General features: G+C 74.5%; 20 protein-coding genes. 14 read left to right on the plus strand and 6 right to left on the minus strand.

Going from position 1 to position 24,850, the window contains the following annotated elements; translation table 11 throughout:
- Window positions 1-7 precede the first annotated feature (7 nt).
- The 3 genes from O4U47_RS25575 to O4U47_RS25585 all read right to left on the minus strand — a co-directional run bounded on the left by O4U47_RS25575 (window position 8) and on the right by O4U47_RS25585 (window position 3,999).
- Entirely contained in the window at window positions 8-916 is a 909-nt protein-coding gene (locus tag O4U47_RS25575; protein ID WP_270680526.1) for an ABC transporter permease, read from the minus strand.
- Window positions 913-1,980 (minus strand): ABC transporter permease, encoded by a 1,068-nt coding sequence (locus O4U47_RS25580; RefSeq protein ID WP_270680527.1) that lies wholly within the window; start codon window positions 1,978-1,980, stop codon window positions 913-915. Before O4U47_RS25580 ends, O4U47_RS25575 begins: the two co-directional genes overlap by 4 nt.
- A gap of 144 nt (window positions 1,981-2,124) precedes the next feature.
- Window positions 2,125-3,999, minus strand: a complete 1,875-nt coding sequence (locus O4U47_RS25585) for an ABC transporter substrate-binding protein (protein WP_270680528.1) — start codon at window positions 3,997-3,999, stop codon at window positions 2,125-2,127.
- 252 nt (window positions 4,000-4,251) lie between these two features.
- Here O4U47_RS25585 and O4U47_RS25590 point away from each other — a divergent pair, with 252 nt between their 5' ends.
- From O4U47_RS25590 to O4U47_RS25625, 8 genes are all read left to right on the plus strand, one after another.
- Complete coding sequence (locus O4U47_RS25590; RefSeq protein ID WP_270680529.1) at window positions 4,252-4,965, plus strand: metal-dependent hydrolase; 714 nt, start codon at window positions 4,252-4,254, stop codon at window positions 4,963-4,965.
- A 16-nt stretch (window positions 4,966-4,981) separates the two neighbouring features.
- The gene (locus O4U47_RS25595) at window positions 4,982-5,656 is read left to right on the plus strand and encodes an O-methyltransferase (protein WP_270680530.1); all 675 of its coding nucleotides are present in this window, start codon (window positions 4,982-4,984) and stop codon (window positions 5,654-5,656) included.
- An 82-nt stretch (window positions 5,657-5,738) separates the two neighbouring features.
- Entirely contained in the window at window positions 5,739-6,890 is a 1,152-nt protein-coding gene (locus tag O4U47_RS25600) for an exonuclease SbcCD subunit D (RefSeq protein WP_270680531.1), read from the plus strand.
- A gap of 85 nt (window positions 6,891-6,975) precedes the next feature.
- The gene (locus O4U47_RS25605) at window positions 6,976-9,954 is read left to right on the plus strand and encodes an AAA family ATPase (RefSeq protein ID WP_270680532.1); all 2,979 of its coding nucleotides are present in this window, start codon (window positions 6,976-6,978) and stop codon (window positions 9,952-9,954) included.
- A gap of 78 nt (window positions 9,955-10,032) precedes the next feature.
- Window positions 10,033-10,476: an Rrf2 family transcriptional regulator gene (locus tag O4U47_RS25610; protein WP_270680533.1), complete on the plus strand. Its 444-nt coding sequence runs from the start codon at window positions 10,033-10,035 to the stop codon at window positions 10,474-10,476.
- A gap of 77 nt (window positions 10,477-10,553) precedes the next feature.
- On the plus strand, window positions 10,554-11,783 hold the full coding sequence (locus tag O4U47_RS25615; RefSeq protein WP_270680534.1) for an amidohydrolase family protein: 1,230 nt from the start codon (window positions 10,554-10,556) through the stop codon (window positions 11,781-11,783).
- Between the two features lie 1,530 nt (window positions 11,784-13,313).
- Window positions 13,314-14,027 carry an AAA family ATPase gene (locus O4U47_RS25620; protein WP_408639028.1) on the plus strand — a complete coding sequence of 238 codons (714 nt, stop codon included), beginning with the start codon at window positions 13,314-13,316 and terminating at the stop codon, window positions 14,025-14,027.
- Window positions 14,028-14,039: 12 nt separating this feature from the next.
- Entirely contained in the window at window positions 14,040-14,441 is a 402-nt protein-coding gene (locus O4U47_RS25625; RefSeq protein ID WP_270680535.1) for a hypothetical protein, read from the plus strand.
- 36 nt (window positions 14,442-14,477) lie between these two features.
- Here O4U47_RS25625 and O4U47_RS25630 read toward each other — a convergent pair whose 3' ends face one another.
- Together O4U47_RS25630 and O4U47_RS25635 are read right to left on the minus strand one after the other, a co-directional pair.
- Window positions 14,478-15,377, minus strand: a complete 900-nt coding sequence (locus O4U47_RS25630) for a TIGR03621 family F420-dependent LLM class oxidoreductase (RefSeq protein ID WP_270680536.1) — start codon at window positions 15,375-15,377, stop codon at window positions 14,478-14,480.
- Window positions 15,378-15,501: 124 nt separating this feature from the next.
- Window positions 15,502-17,535 (minus strand): cytochrome c oxidase assembly protein, encoded by a 2,034-nt coding sequence (locus O4U47_RS25635; RefSeq protein WP_270680537.1) that lies wholly within the window; start codon window positions 17,533-17,535, stop codon window positions 15,502-15,504.
- Window positions 17,536-18,036: 501 nt separating this feature from the next.
- On the opposite strand from O4U47_RS25635, the gene O4U47_RS25640 reads away from it, so the two are divergent.
- From O4U47_RS25640 to O4U47_RS25660, 5 genes are all read left to right on the plus strand, one after another.
- Window positions 18,037-19,329 (plus strand): amidohydrolase family protein, encoded by a 1,293-nt coding sequence (locus O4U47_RS25640; RefSeq protein WP_270680538.1) that lies wholly within the window; start codon window positions 18,037-18,039, stop codon window positions 19,327-19,329.
- 128 nt (window positions 19,330-19,457) lie between these two features.
- A complete protein-coding gene (ald, locus tag O4U47_RS25645) occupies window positions 19,458-20,573 on the plus strand; it encodes an alanine dehydrogenase (protein ID WP_270680539.1) in 1,116 nt (371 codons plus the stop codon).
- A 296-nt stretch (window positions 20,574-20,869) separates the two neighbouring features.
- On the plus strand, window positions 20,870-21,472 hold the full coding sequence (locus O4U47_RS25650) for a class I SAM-dependent methyltransferase (RefSeq protein WP_270680540.1): 603 nt from the start codon (window positions 20,870-20,872) through the stop codon (window positions 21,470-21,472).
- 95 nt (window positions 21,473-21,567) lie between these two features.
- The gene (locus O4U47_RS25655) at window positions 21,568-22,725 is read left to right on the plus strand and encodes an enolase C-terminal domain-like protein (protein ID WP_270680541.1); all 1,158 of its coding nucleotides are present in this window, start codon (window positions 21,568-21,570) and stop codon (window positions 22,723-22,725) included.
- A gap of 47 nt (window positions 22,726-22,772) precedes the next feature.
- Window positions 22,773-23,258 (plus strand): hypothetical protein, encoded by a 486-nt coding sequence (locus O4U47_RS25660; RefSeq protein ID WP_270680542.1) that lies wholly within the window; start codon window positions 22,773-22,775, stop codon window positions 23,256-23,258.
- 209 nt (window positions 23,259-23,467) lie between these two features.
- Here the strand turns inward: O4U47_RS25660 and O4U47_RS25665 are convergent, their stop codons facing one another.
- Window positions 23,468-23,833, minus strand: coding sequence for a hypothetical protein (locus O4U47_RS25665; protein WP_270680543.1), 366 nt, complete (start codon window positions 23,831-23,833; stop codon window positions 23,468-23,470).
- A gap of 243 nt (window positions 23,834-24,076) precedes the next feature.
- On the opposite strand from O4U47_RS25665, the gene O4U47_RS25670 reads away from it, so the two are divergent.
- Window positions 24,077-24,532, plus strand: a complete 456-nt coding sequence (locus O4U47_RS25670; protein WP_270680544.1) for a MaoC family dehydratase — start codon at window positions 24,077-24,079, stop codon at window positions 24,530-24,532.
- The last annotated feature ends 318 nt before the right edge of the window (window positions 24,533-24,850 follow it).

Here is a 24,850-nt window from a genome sequence, read left to right on the forward strand (position 1 = left end):
TCCTTACTCACCGGCGCTCCCTCAGCCTGGGGTTGAACACGCCCTCCAGCGCCCGCCCGCACAGGGTGAACGAGAGCGCGACCAGCGCGATGGCCAGGCCCGGCGGGACCATGTACCACCAGATGCCGGAGCTGATCGCCCCGGCGTTGCGTGCCTCCTGCAGGATGCCGCCCCAGGAGATCGTCGACGGGTCGCCCAGGCCGAGGAAGGACAGGGTCGATTCCATCACGATCGCCTCGGCGACCAGCAGGGTGGTCTGGGCGAGCACCACCGGCATGACGTTGGGCAGCACGTGCCGCTTCATCACGTGCAGGTGGCCGCCGCCCAGCGCACGCGCCCGCTCGATGAACGGGCGCGCCTCCACCGACAGGGTCTGGGCGCGCACCACGCGGGCGGTGGCGGGCCAGGCGGTCACGCCGATGGCGATGATGATGGTCAGGGTGCTGCGCTCCATGACCGCGGCCAGGGCCACCGCCACCACCAGGGACGGCAGCACCAGGAACCAGTCGGTGACGCGCATCAGCACGTTGGAGGACCAGCCCCCGAAGTGCCCGGCGAGGATGCCGATGACCGTGCCCAGGGCCACCGACACGAACGCCGCCAGGAAGCCCACGGTCAGCGAGATCCGGGCGCCCCACACCACCATCGCCAGCACCGACCGCCCGAAGGCGTCGGTGCCCAGCCAGAACTCGCCGCTGGGCGCCTCGAACCGCCCGCCCGGCCCACCGGTGACCGCCAGCTCGGCGGAGTCGATGAACAGCGGCGCGCACAGCGCCGTCAGGGCGGCCGCGGCCAGCGCCGCCAGCCCGAACAGGCCCGCGCGGTTCTGGGCGTAGGTGCGGGCGAACTCCCCCCAGGCCGCGCGGCGCCGCGCCCACAGCAGCGCGCGGCGGGAGGGCGCCGCCGGGGCGCTCACGTGCGCACCCGGGGGTCGAGCAGCGGGTACACCAGGTCGGCCAGCAGGTTCATGACGATCACCGCGCTCGCGAACAGGACGAACAGCGCCTGGACCAGCGGGAGGTCGGGCACCCGCAGGCCGGAGTAGAACAGCGACCCCAGCCCGGGCCAGGCGAAGACGGTCTCGATGAGGATGACGCCGCCCATCACCCGCCCCAGGTTGAGGAAGATGAGGGTGACGGTGGGCAGCAGGGCGTTGGGCACCGCGTGGCGGCGCAGCACCAGGGCGTCGCGCAGCCCTTTGGCGCGGGCGGTGGTCAGGTAGTCGGCCCCCATCTCGTCCAGCACCGAGGAGCGCATGATGAGCAGGTACTGGGCGTAGACGACGGCGACCATGGTGGCCACCGGCAGCACCATGTGGTGGGCCACGTCCGCCGCGGACGCGAACCCGCCCTGCACCCCGGGGGTGGACATGCCCGAAGTGGGGAACAGGCCCGGCAGCCACCCCGCGCCCGAGGCCAGCACCACGATGAGCAGCAGCCCCAGCCAGAAGGAGGGCACCGACCACAGGGTGAGCGCCACGGCGGTGGTGGCGCGGTCCCCCGCCGAGCCGCGGCGCCAGGCGGCCCGGGTGCCCAGGACCAGCCCGAGCAGGGCGGCCACGAGGGTCCCGGTCCCGGCGAGCAGCACGGTGGGGCCGATGCGCTCGGCGATGAGCTCGGCGACGGGCACCCGGTACTGGTAGGAGGTGCCGAAGTCGAACCTCAGCAGTCCCAGGCAGTAGTCGGTGAACTGCTGCCAGAGGGGCTTGTCCAGCCCGAACTGGCGGCGCAGCTCCTCCAGCTGCGCCACCGAGACCTCGCGGCCCTCGGTCATCGCGCGGACGGGGTCGCCGGGCAGGATGCGGAACAGGAAGAAGCTGGTGACCATCACGGCGACCAGGGAGACCACCGCGGTGAGCAGGCGGCCGCCCAGGTAGCGCAGGACGCGGGCGGCTCGGGAGGGACCGCCGGGCGCGGCGCCGGGGCCGGGTGCGCCCGGCTCTTCGGGCGGCGCGGCCGCGGCGGTCGCTGATCGGGTCAACGCGGGCCCCTTCACTGGTCGGCGGGTCGGAGTCGGCGGGTGGTCGGCGGGGCGGGGCCGCGGGCGGGCGGCGGTTCCGCCGGGCGGGGCGCCCGGGGCGGCGGATCCCGCGCCGCCGCCCCGGTCCGTGTCAGGGTCGGGCTCTCACTCCCGGTCCTCGGCGGTGGCCGCGCGGCGGCGCCACACCAGGAAGCCGCCGCCTCCGGCGACCACGGCGATGGCCGCGGCGATCGCGGCGATCACGCCGCCGGACAGGGAGCCGCCGCCCTGGCCGCCCTCGGCGGGCACGGCGGTGGAGAAGCTCCAGTGGCCGTCCTGGCCCCACAGGTTGCCGCCCGGGTCGGGCTGGACCTGCATGGAGGAGATCTGGTCGGAGCGGTAGGCCTCCATGGTGTTGGCGTAGGTCACGACGTTGACCACGGCCTCGTCGTAGAGCACGGCCTGCATCTGCTTGATGTACTCGGCCCGCTGGTCGGGGTCGTCCCAGGCGGCGAGCTGCTTGTCGTAGAGCTCGTCGTACTCCTCGTTGCAGAAGTAGGCGTCGCCGCGCATGGTGCCCGGCTCCTCGGGCAGCGCGTCGCAGGTGTGGATGCCCAGCACGTAGTCGGGGTCGGGGTTGACCGACCAGCCCGTCCAGATGAGGTCGTACTCGGCGCTGTAGAGGGCGTCGCTGAGCACGCCGGGGTCGACGGTCTGGTTGTCCACCTCGATGCCGATGTCGGCCAGCCGCTCGACGAAGATCTTGCCCATGGCGACGTAGTCGGGGCGGTCGTTGTGGACGTGCATGCGCAGTTCGAGCCGGTCGCCGTCGGGTGAGGTGCGGACGCCGTCGTCGCCCGTCTCGTACCCGGCCTCGTCGAGCATCGCGTTGGCGGCGTCGACGTCGAAGTCGAGGCGCTCCTCGCCCTCGGGCTCCCAGTAGTAGCGGTCGTAGCGCGCGGGGATGTAGCCCTCGGCGGGCTCGGCGTAGCCGCCGTAGACCTTCTCGACCAGCTCGTCCTTGTCGATGGCCATCATGATGGCCTGGCGCAGGGTCTTGTCCTGGAGGGCCGGGTGGCCGTCGCCGAACTCCTCGCCGTCCTGGGTCTCGGCCCCGGGGTTGATGGTGAAGCCCTGGAACCGCTTGCCGGTGGCGTTGTTGACGCTGATGCCCTCCTGGCCCTCGAGGGAGTCGGCCTGGGCGGGGGTGAGCCCGGCGACCAGCGACACCTCGCCCTTGCGCAGCGCCTCGACCTCGGCGTCCTTGTCGGCGAAGTAGCGGAAGACCAGCCGCTCGAACTCGGGGGCGCCCCGCCAGTAGTCGGGGTCGGCCTCCAGGGTGATCGACTGGTTGGGCTCGTGGCCGGTGATGGTGAAGGGGCCGCTGCCCACGACGGGGAAGTCCTCGTTGGTGAAGTCGCCGAAGTCGTCGACCTCGGACCACACGTGCTCGGGGACGATGGGCGCGTCCAGGGAGAGCATGGTGGCCTGCGGCTCTTCGAGCTCGATGCGCAGGGTGGAGTCGTCGACGGCGGTGACCGTCTCGAAGTTGGCCACGGCGTTGCCGTTGGCGGTGGCGGCCTCCTCGTCCTCCATCATCGCGGTGTAGGTGAAGGCGGGGTCCTCGGCGGTGACGGGTTCACCGTCGCTCCAGGTCATCCCCTCGCGGATGGTGAAGGTCCAGGTGAGGCCGTCCTCGGAGGTCTCCCAGGACTCGGCGACGGCGCCGGTGGGCTCGTTGGTCTCGGCGTCGTAGGCGACCAGCGGCTCGTAGACCGACTTGTGGATGCTGGTGGAGATGAGCAGCTGGGCCAGGAACGGGTTGAGGGTGTCCACCGGCTGGGAGATGGCCACGGTCAGGGTGTCGCCCTCGGGGGAGGCGGCGTCGGCCGCGGCGGGTGCGGCCGCGCCCGCGGCCAGGGCCAGCGCGGCCGCGGCGGCGGCGCCGCGCAGGGCGGCCGGGCGCGGGCGGCCGGGGCCGCCGGGCCGCCGGGAGGGTCTGGAGGAGCGGGCCGGGATCGGGGGGAAAGCGGTGGGCATGGTCGGCGACCCCTTCACGCTGGGAAAACGGGGGGACCTCGAACCGGGCGGCCGGTTGTTGGTTGTCTACCAGCGTGCACAGAAAAGCGTCAACGACTTACACCCTGACCGTCACAGGATGTTCACGATCTTCGGTTCCGGGTCCCCCCTCCCCCGCGGGCGCCATTTTCGGATCGGAGGAAACCGCACACCGAAACCGCCTTTTCCGGGCCGATTCGCCATGAATGACCGGGGCCGCTAGCGTTGCCGCACATGATGGGGCACTCTCACGCGCTCAGCGGCGCGGTCGGCTGGATGGCACTGGTTCCCGTTCTCGACGGAACCGAGGTGCTGGGGATCACCTTCCACATGGGTCCCGGAGAGATCATCGCGGGCGCCCTGGTGTGCGCCGGGGCCGCGCTCGTCCCCGACCTGGACCACAAGAGCGCCACCATCACCCAGACCTACGGAATCCTCACCAAGACCCTGGGCGCCTTTCTGAACTGGGCGTTCGGCGGCCACCGCAACGGCACCCATTCCCTGCTGTTCGCGCTGCTCATGGGAGCGATCGCGCAGGGGACGACGCTCTGGTCGGAGATGGCCGCGCAGATCTTCGTGTTCCTGCTGGTCGGCATCGCCTTCAACGGCCTGGGCTTCGGCATGGACAAGAACCGGACCGCCTCGGGCGTCATCAACGCCATGGTCACCGCCGGGATCACCCTGGCCCTGTACAGCGCGGGCACCGACTACACGTGGCTGGGCGCCGCGGTGGCCCTGGGCTGCCTGCTGCACTTCGCCGGGGACATCGCCACCCACATGGGGGTGCCGCTGCTGTGGCCGTTCACCGGCTACCGGGTGGGGCAGAACGTGGGCTTCAAGACCGACGGCAAGGTCGAGCGCAACGTCGTCACCCCCGCGCTGACCATCGCGGTCGTGCTGTACGGGTTCTACCTGTTCGACTGGCCGGAGCTGCTCCCGCGCACCTGACCGGGCCCCCGATAGCATGGCCGCCGTGACGCGAACCACGGAGTCCCTCACCCCGGAACTGTACGAATACCTGGTGGCGCACAGCGCCCCGGTCGACCCGGTGCTGCGCGACCTCGCCGAGGAGACGGCGCGGCTGTTCCCCGACAGCGTCGGCATGCAGATCGGCCCCGAGCAGGGCACGTTCATGACGATGGTCGCCCGCATGCTGCGGGCCCACGACGCGGTGGAGGTCGGCACCTTCACCGGCTACTCCTCCATCTGCCTCGCGCGCGGGCTGGACGCGCGCAACGGGTCCCTGCTGGCGTGCGACGTCAGCGAGGAGTGGACCGACGTGGCCCGCCGGTACTGGGACCTGGCCGGCGTGTCCGACCGGATCGAGCTGCGGCTGGGCCCGGCGCTGGAGACGCTGCAGGCGCTCCCCGGCTCCCGCGCCTTCGACCTCGCCTTCATCGACGCCGACAAGACCGGCTACGTGGGCTACTGGGAGGAACTGGTGCCGCGGATGCGGCCGGGCGGCATCATCCTGGTCGACAACACCCTCTCGCACGGGCGCGTGGTGGACCCCGCCGAGGACGCCCCGGCGGTGCAGGGCATCCGCGACTTCAACGACACGGCGCTGGCCGACGAGCGCACCGACGTGGTGCTGCTGCCCGTCGGGGACGGCCTGACCATGGCCCGCAAGAAGGACTGACCCCCCCTTCCCGGCGCCGGTCCTCCCCAGGATCGGCACTGCACCCGCGCACCGGCGGCCGCCTGCAGTACGCTCCCGGAACATGCGGATCCTGCACACCTCCGACTGGCACCTGGGGCGCTCCTTCCACCGGGAGAACCTGCTGGACGCCCAGGCCGCCTTCATCGACCACCTCGTGGAGACCGTCCGCGCCGAGCGGGTCGACGCGGTGGCGGTCTCCGGCGACCTGTACGACCGGGCGCTGCCCCCGGTGGACGCGGTGCGCCTGCTCGACGAGGCGCTGCGCCGGATCCGCGGCACCGGGGCGCGGGCGGTGCTGATCAGCGGCAACCACGACTCCATGGCCCGGCTCGACTACGGGTCGGGCCTGTTCGACGCCGCGGGCGTGCACCTGCGCAGCTCCCTGGAGGGCGTGGGCGCGCCCGTGGTGCTCGACGACGCGCACGGGCCGGTGGCCTTCTACGGCATCCCCTACCTGGAGCCGGAGATCGCCCGGCGGCACTGGGGGCTGCAGGGGCGCGGCCACCCGGCGGTGCTCGGCCACGCCATGGACCTGGTCCGCGCCGACCTGGCCGAGCGGCCCCGGGGGACGCGGTCGGTGGTCCTCTCGCACGCGTTCGTGACCGGGGGCGCGCCCTCCGACAGCGAGCGCGACATCGCGGTGGGCGGCGCGGCGCACGTGCCCGCCTCGCTCTTCGACGGCGCGGACTACGTGGCGCTGGGGCACCTGCACGGCCGCCAGCGCATGTCGGACCGGGTGCGCTACTCGGGCTCCCCGCTGGCCTACTCCTTCTCCGAGGAGCGCCACGTCAAGGGGTCCTGGCTGGTGGAGATCGACCGTTCGGGGGCGGTGCGCGCGGACTTCGCCGAGGCACCGGTGCCGCGCCCGCTCGCCCGCCTGTCCGGGCGGCTGGAGGACCTGGTCGCGGGGGCCGAGTGGGAGGGCTACACCGGGCACTGGCTCCAGGTGACGCTGACCGACCCGGTGCGGCCCGCGTTCCCGATGGACCGGCTGCGCGAGCGCTTCCCGCACGTGCTGAACCTGGAGTTCGCGCCCGAGGGGGCGCCCGACCGCGACGACCCGGAATGGGCGCGCGGGAACCGCGACCGGCCGGGGCCCGAGCTGGTCATGGACTTCGTGGACTGGGCGCGCGGCGAGGGCGCCTGCGACGAGGAGCAGGAGCTGGTGCAGGCCGCCTTCGAGGAGCTGCGCGCGCGGGAGGCGTCCGCCTGATGCGACCGCCCGCCGTCACCGCCGCCCGTCCCTGCGCGGCCCCCTTCCCCACCGTTCCGCCCACCGCCCGGGAGACTCGTCCCTGATGCGTCTGCACACCCTCACCGTCCAGGCCTTCGGCCCGTTCGCGGACACCGCGGCGGTCGACTTCGACCGCTTGGGCGACGGCGGCCTGTTCCTCATCCACGGCGCCACCGGGGCCGGCAAGACCTCGGTGCTGGACGCGGTCTGCTTCGCGCTGTACGGCAGGGTGCCCGGGGTGCGGGAGGCGGCCAAGTCGCCGCACTCCACGCACGCCCCGCCCGGACGGCGGCCGGAGGTGTCGCTGGAGCTGACCGTGCGCGGGCGGCGGCTGTCGATCACCCGCTCCCCCGCCTGGCGGCGCCCGAAACTGCGCGGCTCGGGCACCACCGAGGAGAAGGCCAAGGCGGTCGTCACCGAGTCCACCCCCGACGGGTGGAAGGGGCTGACCAACCGGCCCGACGAGGCCGGGCAGATCGTCTCGGACCTGCTGGGGCTGACCCTGGACCAGTTCTGCCAGGTGGTGCTGCTGCCGCAGGGCGAGTTCGCGCGGTTCCTGCGGGCGGGGGCCCGCGAGCGCGTGGCGTCACTGGAGCGGATCTTCGACGCCGGGATCTTCGCCGACGTGGAGAAGTGGCTGGCCGAGCGCGCCGCCGCGCTGTCGCGCGCCGCGTCCGGCGCCGAGGAGGAGGTGCGCGCCACCGCGCACCGCCTGGCCGAGGCGGGCCGCTCGCCGGTGCCCGGAGAGGCCGAGGAGGACCTGGAGGCCCTGGTGCCGTGGGCGGCGGAGCTGGCGTGCGCCACGGCGGCGGCCGCCCGCGAGGCCGGGCCGGTGGCGGCGGGGGCCGCCGACGAGCGGGACCGGGCCCGCGCCGCGCTGGAGGAGGCCCGGTCGGCGGTCGAACGGCGGCGGCGTCGGGCCGAGGCGGCGGCGCGGGAGGCCGAGCTGGTCGCCCGGTCGGCCGAGCGGCGCGCCTGGGACGCCGAGCTGGCCGCCGCCGAGCGCGCGGCCGCGGTGGTGCCGCTGCTGCGGACGGCCGACCAGCGCCGCACCGAGCTGGAGAAGGCGGAGATGGCGGCCGCCGAGCGCCTGTCCCTGGTGTCGGGGCTCGACGGCGTGGGCGCCGCGCCGCCCGCCGACGCGCTGCGGACGGCCGAGCGCACCCGCCGGGACGAAGTGGCGCGCCTGCGCCACTTGCAGGGCGACGTGGAGCGGTGCGCCGAGCTCCGCGACGAGGTGCGGGTGCTGGACGCGCGCATCGGCAAGACCGACAAGGAGCTGGAGTACTGGAAGGGCCGGGCGGCCGAGCTGCCGGGGCGCCGGGCCGAGCTCGCCGCCGAGCTGGACGAGGCGCGCGCCCGCACCGGCCCGCGGGAGGCCGCCGTCGAGGCGCTGGAGCTGGCCCGGCAGCGGCTCGCATCCGCCCGGGAGGCCGCGCGGCTCGCCGGGGAGCTGGCGGCGGCCTCGGCGCGGCGCGTCACGGCGGTCGACGCGGCGCAGACCGCCCATGACCACCTGCTGGACATCCGCCGCCTGCGGATCGAGGGCATGGCCGCCGAGCTGGCCGGAGGGCTGGACGACGGGGAGCCGTGCCCGGTGTGCGGGTCGGCCGAGCACCCGGCCCCGGCCGTCGGAGACGCCGCCCGCCCGGCCCAGGAGGACGAGGAGCGGGCGCAGCGCGCGGCCGAGGCGGCCCAGCACCACCGCACCGAGGCGGAGGGCGCGGAGGCCGGGCTGGCCGAGCGGCTGGCGGCGGCGCAGGCCGCGGCAGGGGGCTGGGACACCGAGGGCGCCGCCGAGCAGGTGGAGGCGCGCGAGGCCGCCCTGGACGCGCTGGACGCGGCGGCTGCGCGGGCGGCCCAGGCGGCGGAGCGGCTGGCCGGGGCCGACGCGGAGCTGGACCGCGCCCGGGAGAACCAGGGCGCGCTGGCGGCGGACCTGGCCGAGCAGACCGAGCGGCGGGCGGCCCGGCAGGCCGAGGCCGACCGGCTGGCCGAGCGCCTGGAGGCGGCCCGCGGGCAGGACGCCGACCTGAAGGCGCGCCTGGCGCGGCTGGAGGGCGAGGCGGGGCTGCTGCAGTCGGCGGCCGAGGCGCTGGACCGCCGGGCGTCGGCCGCCGAGGAGCGGCGCACGGCCGAGGACGAGGCGCGGCGGGCGGCGGTGGAGGCCGGGTTCGCCGAGGAGGCCGAGGTGCGCAGCGCCGACCGCGCCGAGGACGGGCGCGCGGCGCTGCGCGAGCGGGCGCGCGCCTACGACGAGGAGCTGGCGGCGGTGCGGGCCGTGCTGGCCGACATGCCCGTGGCGGAGGCCGAGGCGCCGGCGCCCGACCTGGACGCCCTCCGGGAGGGGGCGGACCGGGCCGAGGCCGCCTCGGAGCACGCCGCGGCCTGGCGTGACCGCCTGGCGCGGCGCGCGGAGCGCCTGGCGGACCTGCGCGGGGAGCTGTCGGAGCGGCTGACCGCCTCCCGTCCGGCGCGCGAGCGGCACCGGGTCGCCGACGGCCTGGCGCGCCTGGCGGCGGGCACGTCCCCGGCCAACCGGGAGAGCGTGCGGCTGTCGTCGTACGTGCTGGCGGCACGGCTGCGCCAGGTGGTGGCGGCGGCGAACGACCGGCTGACGACGATGTCGGGCGGCAGGTACGAGCTGCGCCACACGGTGGACAAGGCGGCGGGCGACCGCTCCCGCTCGGGCGGCGGCCTGGGGCTGCGGGTGCTGGACGCGTGGACGGGGTTGGAGCGCGACCCGGCGACGCTGTCGGGGGGCGAGACGTTCATCGCGTCCCTGTCGCTGGCCTTGGGCCTCGGCGATGTGGCGACTCAGGAGGCGGGCGGCACCGACATCGGCACCCTGTTCGTGGACGAGGGCTTCGGCACCCTGGACGAGGAGACCTTGGAAGAGGTGCTCGACGTCCTCGACCGCCTGCGGGACGGAGGAAGGGCGGTGGGAGTGGTGAGCCACGTCGCGGACCTCCGGACAAGGATCACGACCCGCCTCAGAGTCCACAAGACCCCGTCCGGCTCCCGCCTGGAGCAGACGGGGTGAGGGGCGGCCCCGGGTCGCGGCCGGTTTACCGCAACTACTATGGTTGCGGTAAACCGGCCGCGACGACGGGAGCGGGACTTGGCGGGGCTCAGCAGCAGGAGCGCGGTCGCGATCCACGCGCTCGCGATGCTGGCGAACCGGCGTGAGGGCTCGTTGACCTCCGCGGAGATCGCGGACAGCCTGGAGAGCAACCCGGTCATGGTGCGGCGCGTCCTCGGCCGCCTGCGGGACGCCGACCTCGTGTGGTCCACCGAGGGCCGCGGGGGCGGCTGGTCCCTCGCCCGCCCGCCGCGGAACATCACCCTCTATGACGCGTACGTCGCCGTCGAGGAGGGGCGGATCTTCTCCCGGCATACCCGTCCGCCCAGCGGGGCGTGCGAGGTCGGGCGCAACATCGGCGACCTGCTCGACGCCGAGTTCCAGAGCGCCGAACGGGCCTTGGAGGAGCGGCTCGACCGAACGACGGTCGCCGACCTGCTGCAGCGGATCCTGGCCGCCGACAAGGAACCGGCGGACCACTGACCGAGCGGTGACGTCGGCACCGCGACGCACGACAAAACTGTAACTACAACAATTACAGTTCATGAGGAGTGAGAGCGATGCCCCAGGGGTTCAGCACGGCCTCAGCGGCCCATGACCTCGTGGTCCGCCGCGCACATGTATTCGACGGCCGCCGAACGCTCGACGGCCTGCACGACATCGCCGTCGACGGCGGTGAGATCACCTCCGTCTCGACCGAGCCGCTCCAGGGCGCACACGAGGTGGATGCCGCCGGAGGATGGGTCGTGCCCGGCCTCATCGACACGCACATCCACTTCTACGACGTGCTCAGGGTCTCCGACCCGGCTTCGATGCGGGCCTTCGAGGAGCACGAGCTCCCCGAGAAGCTCGGCCTGTTCCTCGACCACGGGGTCACCACCATCAAGTCGGTCGGCGACCCGACGGACGGCATCCTCGCCACGCGGGACGGAATCGCCGCAGGCGCACTCCGGGGCCCGCGACTGCTGGCGACCGGATGCGGCATCACCGGACGCGACGGGCACCCCGCCTCCACCGTCTTCAGCGGCAACCCGTGGGCACGCGAGCGCTTCACCGGAGAGGTCGAGAGCGTCCAGCAGATCCGCGACCTGGTGCATGACCTCGCCGACCGCGGGGTGGACGCGGTCAAACTCCTGTCGGAGGGCGCGTGTGCCCACTCCGGCGGCCCGGAGTACCTGTGGCGGAACCCCGCCTTCCCGGACGGTGTCGCATTGGAACGGCTCCCCCTCGCCCTCCTCCGAGCGGGGATCGAGGCCGCGCACGAGCGGGGCCTTCGGGTCACCGTGCACACCACCCAGCAGGCCGCGGCACGCGAGGCGGTCGAGGCCGGCGCGGACGGCCTGGAGCACGGCGTCACCGTCGACCCCCTCACGGACCGGTCGCTCATCGACCTGATGCTCGACCACGGCACCACCTACACGCCCACCCTCTGGATCGACGACGCCCACCCGGACGCCCGCGGCAATCTCAAGAAGGTCGCCGATGCCGGCGTGCCCATCTCCCTCGGCAGCGACACCTTCAGCGGCCGGGGCCTCTTCGGGGCCAACACCCTGGAGGAGGCCGAACTCATGGCGGCGGCAGGGATGGCGCCCGCCCAAGTGCTGGCCGCGGGCACCAGCGGCGCGGCACGACAGCTCGCCCGTTCCGACCTCGGCACGGTGGCCCCCGGCAAGCGCGCCGACCTGCTCGTGCTCAGCGCCGACCCCACCGCGGACATCCGGGCCCTCCGCGACCTCTCCACGGTGATCCTGAACGGCGCGGTGGACGAGCACGAGCCACCCTCGCGATGACCTCGACAGAGGTGCTGCCGAAGCCACCGGAATGACAGCACTTTCGCCAAGATCATCGCCGGGGGGCGAACAGCTCGGAGCGAGACACCGGCCGTTCCCGCCCTCATGCCAGGGTTGTTCGCGTCCTGAAGTCGGTCGGCAAATGAGTGCCTTGATGGACTATCCGCAGCCCGTCGGGTCGACGCTGACGGATCCGCCGGGACCGGCCCCAATCCACCGCCGCCCAGCGTGGTGAAAGGTCCGTCTCAGAGGCGATCAGGCGGCGGAACCACCACCCTCCTCGCCCCCGGCCCGCACGACACCGGGATCCCGGACATTCCGGGCGCACCGGGCACAGCAAGGAGGGTCCGGCCGTCCCGTGGGGTGAAATCGACACTCTAAGCGTGATCGTGTGGCGATTCCGCCACGCAGGCTGCCCCTGACCCGCCCGCGGTGTCCGGATCGGGGGTTTCCGGTCCGGTGCCCGCTTTGCCTGGTTCCCGGGGCGCCGGGACTCCCCTCGCCCCCTGCCCGACACCCAGGGAGAGCCCGGAAGGGGGCCGGGCGTGCGGTCATCGCGATTCCAGAACACGTTCTGCCACCAGAAGGCCCCTCAACGGTGCACCTGACCCGATTGGCGGGCCCGACATCACTCCCTGTAGCCGATATCGGACCGACGTGCCCCCTCGAGTGCCTCGCGGGGCGCCCCCGCGCCCGGCCCGCACCTCTCATTCGCGCAGGAAACGGGCATCTCGCTTCGAGAACCTGTTCTGGAATCGTCGTCTTAGTGCGCTCGGGGCCTCCGCAGGCGTCGCTGAGCGCGCTTCCCGCCCCCTGACACCCTTAACGCGGAGTGTTTACCCAGGTCACGGGCCTGCCAGGGGTCGTGGTGCGGTCCCGGGGGTCGCCCCGGGTGTCGAAGAGCGCGACCTCTGCCCGCCGCTCCGCCCACCCCGACCGCGAGCGGCGCGCCGCCCGGCAAGCAGGGCCGGGGAACCGCCCGGCTGTCGCCGTTGCTGCCCAACACGGCGACCACCCGCACGCCTGCCACCCGACAGCGCTACCGGACGTGCCGCGGACCTCTCCTCGTCGCCGCCTCCTCCCTGACACCCCGGCAGGCTGCCGCCCGGCCGGGGCCCTTGAGCGGGGGACCTGCCCAGCCGCCCCACCCACCCGCACCGCGAACGACCCGCCGCCCGGCAAGCAAGACCCGGAAGCGCCCGCTGTCGCCGTCGCCGTCCTCGCCGCGGATCGTCCGTGCTGGGGCAGGCTCCTCGCACCGTTCGGACGCCGGGGACGGCCCCACGCCCGCGACCACCGCGCCCCCTAGGGCGGGGTGGGCCCCACCAAGCACCAGTCACCACGCACCCACGAACACGGACGGTGGAATAGAACCCGAACCATCCCAAAAAACGTTTCGATGGTCCCCCTCCCCATCTGCAAACCGCCCTTCACTCCGCCCGCTGCCCGCAGGATGATGGCGGGCGAATCCTCCATCTCCCCCATGGCAGGCTTATTCGCGGCTTACTCTCATTGGCGAGGTTGAGAGGCATGAGCACCTTGATCGAGTGTCCGGAGCCCGTCGGACGCGTGCCGAGTGCCGGTTCCGCCGGTGCCGCCTCCGTCGTGCCCTCTGCGGTCACCACCGGCCGGGTGCTCTCCTTCCCCGCGCGGTCACTGGTGCTCGTCTGCGGGGTGCCCGGGGCGGGCAAGAGCACGCTGCTCCGGCACCTCTTCGGGCTCACCGGGGCCGAGAACCGCACCGTGCTGCGCGGCGAGGTGCGCGTCGTCGACTCCCACCAGTCCCGGCTGCGCCTCACCCCCGCCCTGGCCGCCCTGCCCTACACCCTCTGGCGGTGGCTGGTGCACGTCCTGCACCTGCTGCGGGTCGCCGCCGCCCTGCGCGGCGGCCCGGTCGCCGTGCACGAGAGCGGGACCCGGCGGTGGGTGCGCCTGCTGCTGGCCCTGCTGGGCCGCCTGCGCGGCTACACCGTCCACGGGGTGATGATCGACGCCTCCCCCGACGAAGCGCTGTCCGCCCAGCGTTCGCGCGGGCGGGCCGTCACCGCGAGGAGCCACCGCGCCCAGACCCGGCGCTGGCGGCGCCTGTGCCGGGCCCGCGAGCGCGGCCCCGGCGCCCTGGTGCCGGGCGCGGCCTCGCTCACCGTGCTGGCCCGGCACGACGTCCGGCGGCTGGTGGGGGTCCGGTTCGGCAGTGCGGTCCAGCTCACCTCGGGGCGGGTCGGCCGGTCCGCGCGGAGCTGAGACAATGACGCTGTGAACTCGCTGGTCAACATCGTCCTTTTCGGCATCGTCGGCGCCGTCATGATGGCGGCCCTCCTGGGGCTCCTGCTGGTCGCGGGCGACCGCGCCCCGCGCAAGGGGGTGCGGGTCGCCTTCGGCGCGGTCTCGGTCGCGGTGCTCCTCGGCGTCCCGGCCTCCGCAGCCCTGGGCGAGCTGGCCGCCGGCGCCGGGTACGGGACGGCGTTCATCAGCGCCCTGGCGGTGGAGATCATCATCTACGCCGCCAACATCGCCCTGCTGCCCACCGTGATGCGCCGCGCGGGCCGGTCAACGGCCGACCGCCCCCGCCCGTCGGCGGCCGTGCTCTTCGGAGGCCTGGCCGTCAGCGCCGTGCTCGCTCTGGCGGCCTCCCTGCTGGCGCTCGCCCTGAGCTGAGACCTACGGAGCCGGCACCGGTGCCGGGCCGCGCCCTCACTCCCCGGCCAGCTCCCGCACCCGCGGGATGACCCGGGCCATCTCCTCGCGGCTCTCCCCGTGCACGGTCACGTAGGAGAAGCCGTACCGCTCACGGGCCGCCAGCAGCTCGGCCGCGATCTCGTCGACCGTCCCCACCAGCACGAACGGGCTGGCCAGGACGTCGGCCGCGGTGTCCAGGCCGCCTCCGCCCGCGTAGCGCTCGGCCAGCCGCGCCGCCTCGCGCTCCGCGTCGCCGGTGACCACGACCGCCTGCACAAGCACGTTGAACTCCAGCTCGGCGGCGCGCTCCCCGGCCTCCTCGCGCACCAGCTCGACGCGGCGCAGCACCTCCGCGGGGCCGTCGATGTCGAACACGCCCATGCGCGCCCCGCGCCGCTGCCTCAGGCCGCCGAAGCCGATGATGTCGGCACGGCGGGCCGCCAGCCGCAGCGTCGCGGCCCCGTGCCCGCCGATGAGCAGCGGCGGCCGGGGCTTCTGCACCGGCTGCGGCTCCTGCCCGGCGAAGAGGCCGTCCAGCGCGTCGAGGGAGGACTCCAGGGCCGCGAGCCGCTCGGCGTGCCCCCGCCACGGGATGCCCGCCGCCTCGAACTCCGCCTTCATGTGGCCCAGCCCCAGGCCCAGCTCTAGGCGCCCGCCCGACAGCCTGTCGACGGTGGCGGCCTCCCTCGCCAGCAGCGCCGGGTTCCAGAACTCGTTGTTGAGGACGAGCGTGCCCAGCCGCGCGCGCTCGGTGGCCGCGGCGGCCGCCGCCAGCATGCCGAACGGGGAGGGGTGCCCCAGGTGGTCGGGGGCGACCAGGGTGTCGTACCCCATGGCCTCGGTCCTGCGGGACTCCTCGGCCCAGTCGCCGATGTCGGCGGCCCGGAAGTTCACTCCGAATCGGAACCTGTTCATGGCCCGAGCCAACCGCACCGGCCGCCGCGGCCCCAAGGGTTTCTGCGGCGGGCAGAACGGCCGACACGAGAACGGCGGACAGACGGGAGCGCGGACCCGGTCGGCCCCGCCCTCCCGCGCGCGCTCAGCCCCCGTTCCGGGAGCGCCGCTCCAGCTCCTGCAGGTAGGCGTTGTAGGCGTCCAGGTCGGCGTCGTCGGAGCCGTCGCGCCTGCTGTGCCGCTCGCGCCGCCGCTCGGTGCGCTCCTCGTCCTGGGACCACTGGCGCATCATCATCACCGTCACCAGCAGGGTGGGGATCTCCCCCACCGCCCAGGCGAACCCGCCGCCCTGGTACTGGTCCCCGGCCACGTCCTCGCTCCAGGGGATGTCGAACTGGCCGTAGTACTCCATGGCCAGCGGCTCCGACTGCATCATGATCGTGATGCCGAAGAAGGCGTGCATGCCCATGGTGACCAGCAACAGCACGAACCGCAGCAGGTAGGGCAGCTTCCGCGGGCCGGGGTCGATGCCGATGATCGTCCAGTAGAACAGGAACCCGGTCAGCAGGAAGTGGACGTTCATGAGCAGGTGGCCCATGTGGTCGCTCATGAGCGCCGGGAAGATCGGGGTGAAGTACACCGCGTACGGCCCGAGCACGAACAGCGCCGTCGCCACCGCCGGGTGGGTGACCACCTTGGAGAAGCGGCTCTGCAGGAACGCGTTGAGCCACTCGCGCGGCCCCCGGTCGCCGCGCCGCCGCGCGGGCTTGAGCGCGCGCAGCGCCAGCGTCACCGGCGCGCCCAGGACGAGCAGGATCGGGATGAGCATCGACGTGATCATGTGCTGCAGCATGTGCGTGCTGAACAGCACCATCGCGTAGGTCGCGAACCCGCTGAGCATCACCGCGACCATGGTCAGCAGCCCGGCGAACCAGAAGACGGTGCGCACGACCGGCCAGCCGTCGCCGCGGCGGCGCAGCCGCACCACGCCGGCCGCGTACAGCCCGCCCAGTGCGGCGATGACGAGGATGAAGAACAGGTCCGGCCGCCACAGGGTGAGCAGGCTCTGCAGGCTCATCGGCGGCGGGATCGGGAAGCCCAGGATGGCGGTGGCCGCGTCGACCTCGCTCACGTCCGGCGCGGGCGGCGCGGTGCGGCTGAGCGTGGTGGCCAGCCCCATGACCGCGCCCATGATGACCAGCTCCACCCCGGCCAGGCGGGCGAAGAGCGCGCGCCCGCCCTCCTCGGCGATGCGCGGCACGGTGGAGCGCCGGTGCCGCCACCCCAGCACGCCCAGCACCGCGAACAGCACGACCTTGAGCATGAGGATCAGGCCGTAGGGGGTGCTGACGAGCTGGTCGAGGCTGTAGAGGCGGCTCAGCGCGCTCGCCACCCCGCTGACCGCGACCCCGGTGTAGGCCCACAGCGCGACGGCGCTGAACCGGCGCACCGCCTCGGCCGCGTCGCCGCCGGAGCGGACCAGCCCGTGGTAGGTGACGGCGGCCAGGCCGCCGACCCACACCGAGATCGCCACCAGGTGCAGCGCCAGCCCGGTGACGGCCAGCTCGTGGTTGCCCGAGGCGGCGGCGTGGCCGGTGAGCGCCGGGGGCACGAGGGCGGCGACGGCGGCGGCCAGCAGCCCCATCGTCCCGGCGGCCGAGGTGACGGTGCGCGCGAACAGGGCGATCGCGGTGGCGATCAGCACCACCGCCATCAGGGCGCGCCCCTCGGCGATCTGCCCGGCGTAGCTGGTGAGCTCGTTGCCGACCACGTCGGAGGGCACCCGGCCCAGGATGTTGGACAGCTCGAAGACCAGCCGCGCCGCCGCGGCCGCCGCCCAGGCCAGAGCGGTCCAGGAGGCGGCGCGCACGTACCCGGTGGCGCTCGCGCCCAGCCGCCCGCGCTCGGAGGGCAGCAGCACGGCGGCGAGCAGCAGCAGGCCCACGGTCAGCGCCCCGGTCAGGGCGGTGAGGTTGCGGGCCAGCGGCAGCCCCCAGCGGGTGAGCGAGCCGGGGTCGGGCAGGCCGGGGATGACCTGCGCGGTGACCGCTCCCCCGGCGACCAGGGAGGCGATCAGCGCGATCGCGCACACCGCGACCGCGGCCACGCCGATGATGGCGGCGGTGTCGCCGCCGCGCCGCGCCGCGTCCGTCGTCTTCGGTTTCTGTGGGGGAGCCACAGGGCCACTCCGTCGTGGTTCGGTGCCGGTGTCGCTAGCGGAGGACGCGGGCGATGACCACGACGGCGACGGCCGCCCCGACCAGAAGGCCGAGGCCGCTCCACAGCCAGGGGGCGAGGTCGGTCATCCGCGTCCGCCACCGGCCACCAGGGTACGGCCACTACTACGCCGTGTCGGACATGCCCCTGCCGTCCGTTCCGGCCCCGTTCGCACCACGGTCTCCTCCTCGTCCGCCGTTCCGCACCGCGCCCGCCCGGCGGCGGCCCGGCGAAAGAATCGTCCCACGGCCCGCCTCCGTGTATCCCTTTCCCTTTTCCCGCTCCGGAGAACGACAATTCCCGTTTGTCCCCCCATCTCCCTACGGAATGCGGGAAATCCCTGGTGGCGAAGGTGGGGCGCCCGGAATCGCGGTACCGTCGTGCAATCGTCGCGCACGCGCGCCGGGAACGGCGGACCGCGCACCGAGCATGAAACGCGAAACCGACCACGAAGGGGGTTTCCGTGCCCCAGTTGGACACCGTCATCCGCTCCCGCCGCGTCGTCACCCCCGACGGCACCGCCCCCGCGGCGGTCGGCCTGCGCGGCGGCCGCATCGCCGCGGTCGCGCCCCCCGGCGCCCGCCTGCCCGCCCGCGAGGAGGTCGACCTGGGGGAGGCCGCGCTGCTGCCGGGCCTGGTCGACCCGGACGTGGTGGTGCAGGCCCCGGGCCGTCCGCTGCGCGAGTGCTACCTGCGCACCGCCGCCGACGCGGTGCGCGGCGGGGTCACCGCCGTGGCGGTGGCGCCCTCGCCGGTGGGGCCGCCGCTGACCGGGGAGGCCGGGCTGCAGGAGCACCAGAGCGCCGCGGCCGGGGTCCTGCTGCACGTGGCCCTGCTGGGCGCGGTCACCGACCGCAGCACCCCGGCCGACCTGGCCGAGCTGCGGTCGGCGGGCGCGGCGGGGTTCCACTGCTCGCTGTCGGACGGCGGCGCCCCCGGGGGCGGACCGATCGGCGACGCCCCGCTGCGCAAGGCGATGATGGAGGTCGCCGCGATGGAGGCGCCGCTGCTGGTGCACGCCGAGGACGCCGGGGAGCTGGACCCGGCGCCTCCCGGCGGGCCCGCCCCGGCGCCCGCCGCACGCCCGGCGCGGGCCGAGCGGCGCGGGCTGGAGCGGGTGATCGCGGCCGCGCGGGTGGCGGGCACCCGCACCCACGTGTCCCCGTTCACCGCGGCCGAGTGCGCGGCGGTCCTGGGCGCGGCCCGCGCGATCGGGGTGGCGCTCAGCGCGCACACGTGCCCGCACTACCTGTGCCTCCCGGTCGAGGCGGTCCCCGAGGGCTCGCCCGCGTTCCGGTGCCGCCCGCCGCTGCGCTCGGGCGCCAACCGGGACGCGCTGTGGTCCGCGCTGCTGTCCGACGCCGACTGCCCGATCCGCACGATCGGGTCGGGCCACCGGCCGGGCACCGGGGTGGCGGCGATCGGGTGGACGCTGCCGGCGCTGTGGACGGCGGCGCGGCGGCGCGGGCTCGACCTCGCCGCGGTGGCCCGGTGGACGTCGGCGAACCCGGCGGAGCTGCTGGGGCTGGCGGACAAGGGCCGCATCGCCCCGGGGGCCGAGGCCGACCTGGTGGCGTTCGCCCCGGAGGCCGCCCAGACCGTGCCCGGCGACGACCCGGGGCCCTACGCCGGCCACACGCTGACCGGGCGGGTGGAGCGGACGTGGGTCGGCGGGCGGTCGGTGTTCCCGGCCCCGGCGGCCGCCCCGCGGGCGCGCGCGGCCGAGCACGGCGGCCCGCTCCCGGCCAGTCCGTGACGCACGCAACACCCCGACTTTACAAGGTGTCAAGATGACCTGGGATGAGTAGCCATGTTGGAGATATCGCCCCGTCACCGGGCGCGCCACAGTTGAGGGGTATCAACGACGATGCAAGGAGGAGTCACGTGCGCGTCGGCGTGCCCCGCGAAGTAAAGAACCACGAGTACCGGGTGGCGATCACCCCCGCAGGCGTCCACGAGCTGGTGGCCCGCGGCCACTCGGTCGCCGTCGAGCGCGGCGCCGGCCTGGGGTCGTCGATCACCGACCAGGAGTACGAGGATGCGGGCGCCCGCATCCTCGACACGGCGGACGACGTCTGGGCCGAGGGCGACCTGGTGCTGAAGGTCAAGGAGCCCGTCGCCGAGGAGTACCACCGGATGCGGGAGGGCCAGACCCTCTTCACCTACCTGCACCTGGCGGCCTCCCGCCCCTGCACCGACGCCCTGCTGGAGCAGGGGGTCACCTCGATCGCCTACGAGACGGTGCAGCTCCCCGACGGCTCGCTGCCGCTGCTGGCCCCCATGTCGGAGGTGGCCGGACGGCTGGCCCCGCAGGTGGGCGCCGCCACCCTGCAGCGCCCCAACGGCGGGCGCGGCGTGCTCATGGGCGGCGTGCCCGGCGTGCGCCCGGCCAAGGTCACGGTCATCGGCGCCGGGGTGTCCGGGATGAACGCCACGCAGATCGCCGTGGGCATGGGTGCCGACGTCACCCTGCTCGACCTGAACGTCAACAAGCTGCGCAGCGCCGACGACCTCTACCGGGGCCGGGTGCGCACCCTGTCCAGCAACAAGCTGGAGCTCGAGCGCGCGGTGCTGGAGGCCGACATGGTGGTCGGCGCGGTGCTGATCCCCGGGGCCAAGGCGCCCAAGCTGGTGACCAACGAGATGGTGTCGCGCATGAAGCCGGGCGCCGTGCTCGTGGACATCGCCATCGACCAGGGCGGCTGCTTCGAGGACTCGCGCCCGACCACGCACGCCGACCCGACGTTCCCGGTGCACGACGCGGTGTTCTACTGCGTGGCCAACATGCCCGGCGCCGTTCCCAACACCTCCACCCACGCCCTGACCAAGGACACGCTGCGGTACGCGGTGGCGCTGGCCGACAAGGGCTGGAAGGACGCGCTGCGCGACGACCCGGCCCTGGCCAAGGGGCTGAGCACGGTCGGCGGCGACCTGACCAACGAGGCGGTCGGCGAGGCCCACGGGCTGAAGTTCCGCACCGTCGAGGAGGTCCTGGCCTAGAAGCGAGGAGGTCCTGGCCTAGAAGAGGTCTTGGGCGAGCGGCGCCGAGGGGCCGCACGGGGCCGTGCGCCCGGGGTCCACCGCCCCGGACGCACGGCCCTTCTCCGTCCCGCGCCCTCCCCGTTGATCTCGGGAGAAACGACGCTACCGGCGCGGTTTTAGGGTCGTTTCTCCCGAGATCAACAAGGAGCGGCCTGTCGGGTGCGGCGCGCCCCGTGCGCGGGTATGGGCGAGAGCACGGATTCTCCGCGTGGACACGGCGGGCATGGCGGACACGAGGGAGGGGCGGCACCATCGTGGGGTCGGAGCGCAGGCGGCTTTGGACCGGAGAGGCCCCGAGCGGCAACCCGTTCGCCCTGCCGCGCGGGCCGCTCGGCCCGCTCGCCGGGCTGCTCATGGCCCGCGGCAACCGGAGGCAGAACGCCGAGGTCCTGGCCTACTGCGGCGTCACGCCCGAGGACGAGGTGCTGGAGGTCGGCCACGGGCCCGGCGTGCTCCTGGGGATGCTGGCCGAGCGCGCGCGGACGGTGACCGGTGTCGACCCGTCCCCGCAGATGGTGCGGATGGCCCTGCGCCGCAACTTCGCGGCCGTGCGGGCAGGGCGGGTGCGCGTGCGGGTCGGGTCCGCCGACCGCACCGGCGCCCCGGACGCGTCCATGGACCTCGTCGTGAGCGTCAACACCGTCGCCATGTGGCCGCGCCTCGACGCGGCCGTCGACGAACTGCACCGGGTGCTGCGCCCCGGCGGGCGCCTGGTGCTCTCCTGGCACCTGTCCCCCGCGCGCTTCGCCCTGGCGCCGCACGAGCGCACCGAGGTGCGGGAGGCCCTGGCACACCGGTTCGGCACGGCCGACACCCGCGATCTGCGCCACGGTGCGGTGTTCTTCGCACAGCGATGACGGTCTGCGCGGTGGTTCCGCCGGTGCTGAGCGGATACCTTCGTTATGGGGGATTCCCCTCGCACCACCAGAGCCACCTTGGAGGCGGAGCGCGCGTGTCACCCACCGGATCTGCGATCGGAGCGGGCCTGACCGGGATCGAGGCGACCCTGGTCCGGCTCCCGCGGCCCCAGTCGCGCTCGGGCGGCGGCACCGGCGGCGGGCGCCCCCCGCGCGCCAGACACGCGCTGGTGCGGGTGACCGACGACGAGGGGGTCAGCGGCTGGGGCGAGATGCCCGACGCCGACGCCGACTCCTGGCGGCGCCTGGTCGAGGACTTCGCCCCCGCGCTGCTGCGCCACCCCTGGCACCGGCCGACCGAGGCGCCGGACGCCTGGGCGGGGCTCGCCCCCTGCCCGGCGGCGGCCGCCGCGCTCGACACCGCCTGCTGGGACCTGTGGAGCCGGCGCCGCTCCACCCCGCTGGCGCACGCCCTGGGCGGGGTGCGCACGGCGGTGACCGCGGGGGTGACCGTCGGCCGCCAGCCCTCCCTGGAGTCGCTGGTGATGGAGGTCAACCGGCAGGTCGGGGCCGGGTTCCGGGCGGTGCGGCTGCGCATCGGCCCCGGCTGGGACCTGGAGCCCGTGCGCGCGGTGCACGAGAGCTACCCGTTCCTGGCGCTCCAGGCCGACGCCGGGGGCAGGTACACCGAGTCCGACGAGGACCTGGAGGCGCTGCGCGCGCTGGACGAGTACGGGATGCTCTGCCTGGAGCAGCCGTTCGCCGCCGACGACCTGGCCGCGCACGCCCGGCTCCACCGTGAGATGGGGACCCCGGTCGCGCTGGCCGCCTCGGTGGACTCCTCCGAGTCCCTGGAGGCGGCGGTGCAGGCCGAGGCGGGCGGCGCCCTCAACCTGTCGCCGTCGCGGCTGGGCGGGCTGACCCCGGCGCGGCGGGCCGCCGACCGGGCGGCCGATGCCGGGTGGGACGTGTGGTGCGGCGAGGAGCAGGCCTCCGGGGTGGGCCGCGCGGCCACGGTGGCCCTGGCCTCGCTCTCCTCGGTGACCTTCCCCAGCCAGATGCCCGGGGCGGGCGTGCGCGCGCCCCGCGAGCTGGTCGACCCGCCGGTGCGGGCGCACGACGGCATCGCGCCGGTGCCGCTGGCCGCGCCGGGGCTGGGGCACGAGGTCGACACGCGGGTGCTGCGGTCGGTGGCGCTGGACTCGGCGACCCTCGTGCGGGCGCGCCCGGCGGCACCCGAGCGCTCGGGCTGAGCGCGCACGCGGGGCTACGCTCCGCGACCACGGCGTAGCCTGGACGCATGGGGACGTACACCGTTCACGCCCGCAAATGGGACGGCGGCTGGGAGCTGCGGATCGTCGGCGCGGGGGTGACCTGGGCGCCGGATCTGGCGCACGCCGTTCCGGTCGCGCGGGCGTTCGTGGGCGACCCGGCGGCCCGGGTGGAGGTGGTCCCCACGGTCGGCGGGGAGGCCGACCGGCTGATCCTTCGCGCGAGGCGCCGGGTGGACACGGCCGACGAGGCGCGCCGAGGGGCCGCGGACGCGGTGGCCGAGGCCGTGCGGTCGCTGCGCGGGGCGGCGGTGGACGAGAACGACACCGCCCGCCTGCTGGGCCTCACCCTGGCCCGGGTGCGGGAACTGGCGGCCGAGGCCGCCCCGGAGGAGCGTCCGCCGCTGCGCCGGGTCCCGCCGCCACGCGGCCGCCCGACACCCGCCGAGGAGGACCGCACCGCGTCCGCGGAGGCCGGGACCGACCGGCCGCCGGACCCACGGACCCCCCGATGACCCGATGTGAGCGCCGCCCTTCCGGCGGCCGGGGGAGGTGGCGAGCGCGGCTAGGGGCCCACGCGGCGAGTCCGACCGCACACCCCTCTCAGCGGTAGGCACGCCTGAAGAAGGTGCGCTGAACACTCGAACTCACCAGCGGATTCGGTGGCACAGCCGTCGAGGTCGTCGCCCTGGGGAACCCGTGGGTCCGACGTCGGCGCGCCGCGTCAGCGGTCGACCGCACGGGACGCGTCGGGCGGCCAGGAACCCTCGCCCACGAGGTGGCCGACGATCCTGAGCGCCTCTTCGAGCGGAACGGTGTCCTCGTCCCGGTACTCGTCGTGCTGACCGTTGGAGAGGACGAAGCCGCCGCTCGTCCCCTCGGCTCCCGGATCAACGGCGTGCTCACCGGGGTCGCCCTCCTCGTCGAGCAGGGACACCATCACCCGCTCCCCGTTGGCCACGAAGGCCAGAAGGCGTCCGGACGAGCTCGCCAGCCACGTCTCATGGCACCCTTCGGCGACCCGCGCCCGAAGCGCTCCCGCACCGCGCCCGACGACACCGGAGCACCGCCGCCGTCCTCGATCACCCACGACTCGGTCATGCGCACGACGATCCCACGAACGGATGGTGCACCGGGCCCGGGACCGCCCCGGGCCCGTCGGAACCGCAGACGCCCCGGGCGTCGGCGGCCGGTCGGCGGCCGGTCGGCGGCCCTCCGGCGGTCCTCCGGCAGCCAGGGGCGCCCCGGGCATACCGATCGGTCGGTCACGGGCTAGAGTCGTGACCCGGGACACACTCCCTACCGACCGCCACCGATCAGGAAGGTGCCGCCCATGCGCACGTTCGCCGACCTTGACGCGCTCATCGCCGCCGAGGGCGAGGAGCTCGGCAGCAGCGACTGGCTCCGGATCGACCAGGACCGCATCGACCGCTTCGCCGACGCCACCGGCGACCACCAGTGGATCCACGTCGACCGGGAGAAGGCCGCCGGAGGCCCGTTCGGCACGACGATCGCCCACGGGTTCCTGTCGCTGTCCTTGCTGGCCCACTTCGGCCCGCAGGTGTACACGCTGGAGAAGGCCCCCACCATGGGGATCAACTACGGCCTGAACAAGGTCCGCTTCCTGCAGCCGGTCAAGGAGGGGTCGCGCGTGCGCGACACCGTCCGCCTGACCGGGACGCGCACCACGGACAAGGGCGTCGTGCTGACCATGGAGCACACCGTGGAGATCGAGGGCGAGGAGCGCCCGGCCCTGATCGCCGAAGCGCTGGTGCTGATCGTGCCCTGAGCACTCCCCGCACGGGCCCCGCCGGACCCACCGTCCGGCGGGCTACTCACGCTCCAGGCGACGGCTCGGCCGGCGCCCCGCTGACGGGCCTTGGCCGTCCGCCGGGCCACCGGGGTGCGGGGTAGAAGGCGGCGACGACGGAGGTCGGAGACCCAAGCGGTAACGCTGTCGGCCGCCGGGTGTGTGCGTGGTCGGGGTGGTTGGCGGCGACGGCGGAAGCGGGCCGGTTCCCCGGGCCTGCCTGCCGTCCGGCGGGCCCCTCGCGGTCCGGGTGGTCGGGCGGCTCGGCTGGTTCCCCGCTGACGGGCCCGGGCCGGG

This window comes from Nocardiopsis suaedae (assembly GCF_027706745.1).
Taxonomy (GTDB): Bacteria; Actinomycetota; Actinomycetes; order Streptosporangiales; family Streptosporangiaceae; genus Nocardiopsis_A; species Nocardiopsis_A suaedae.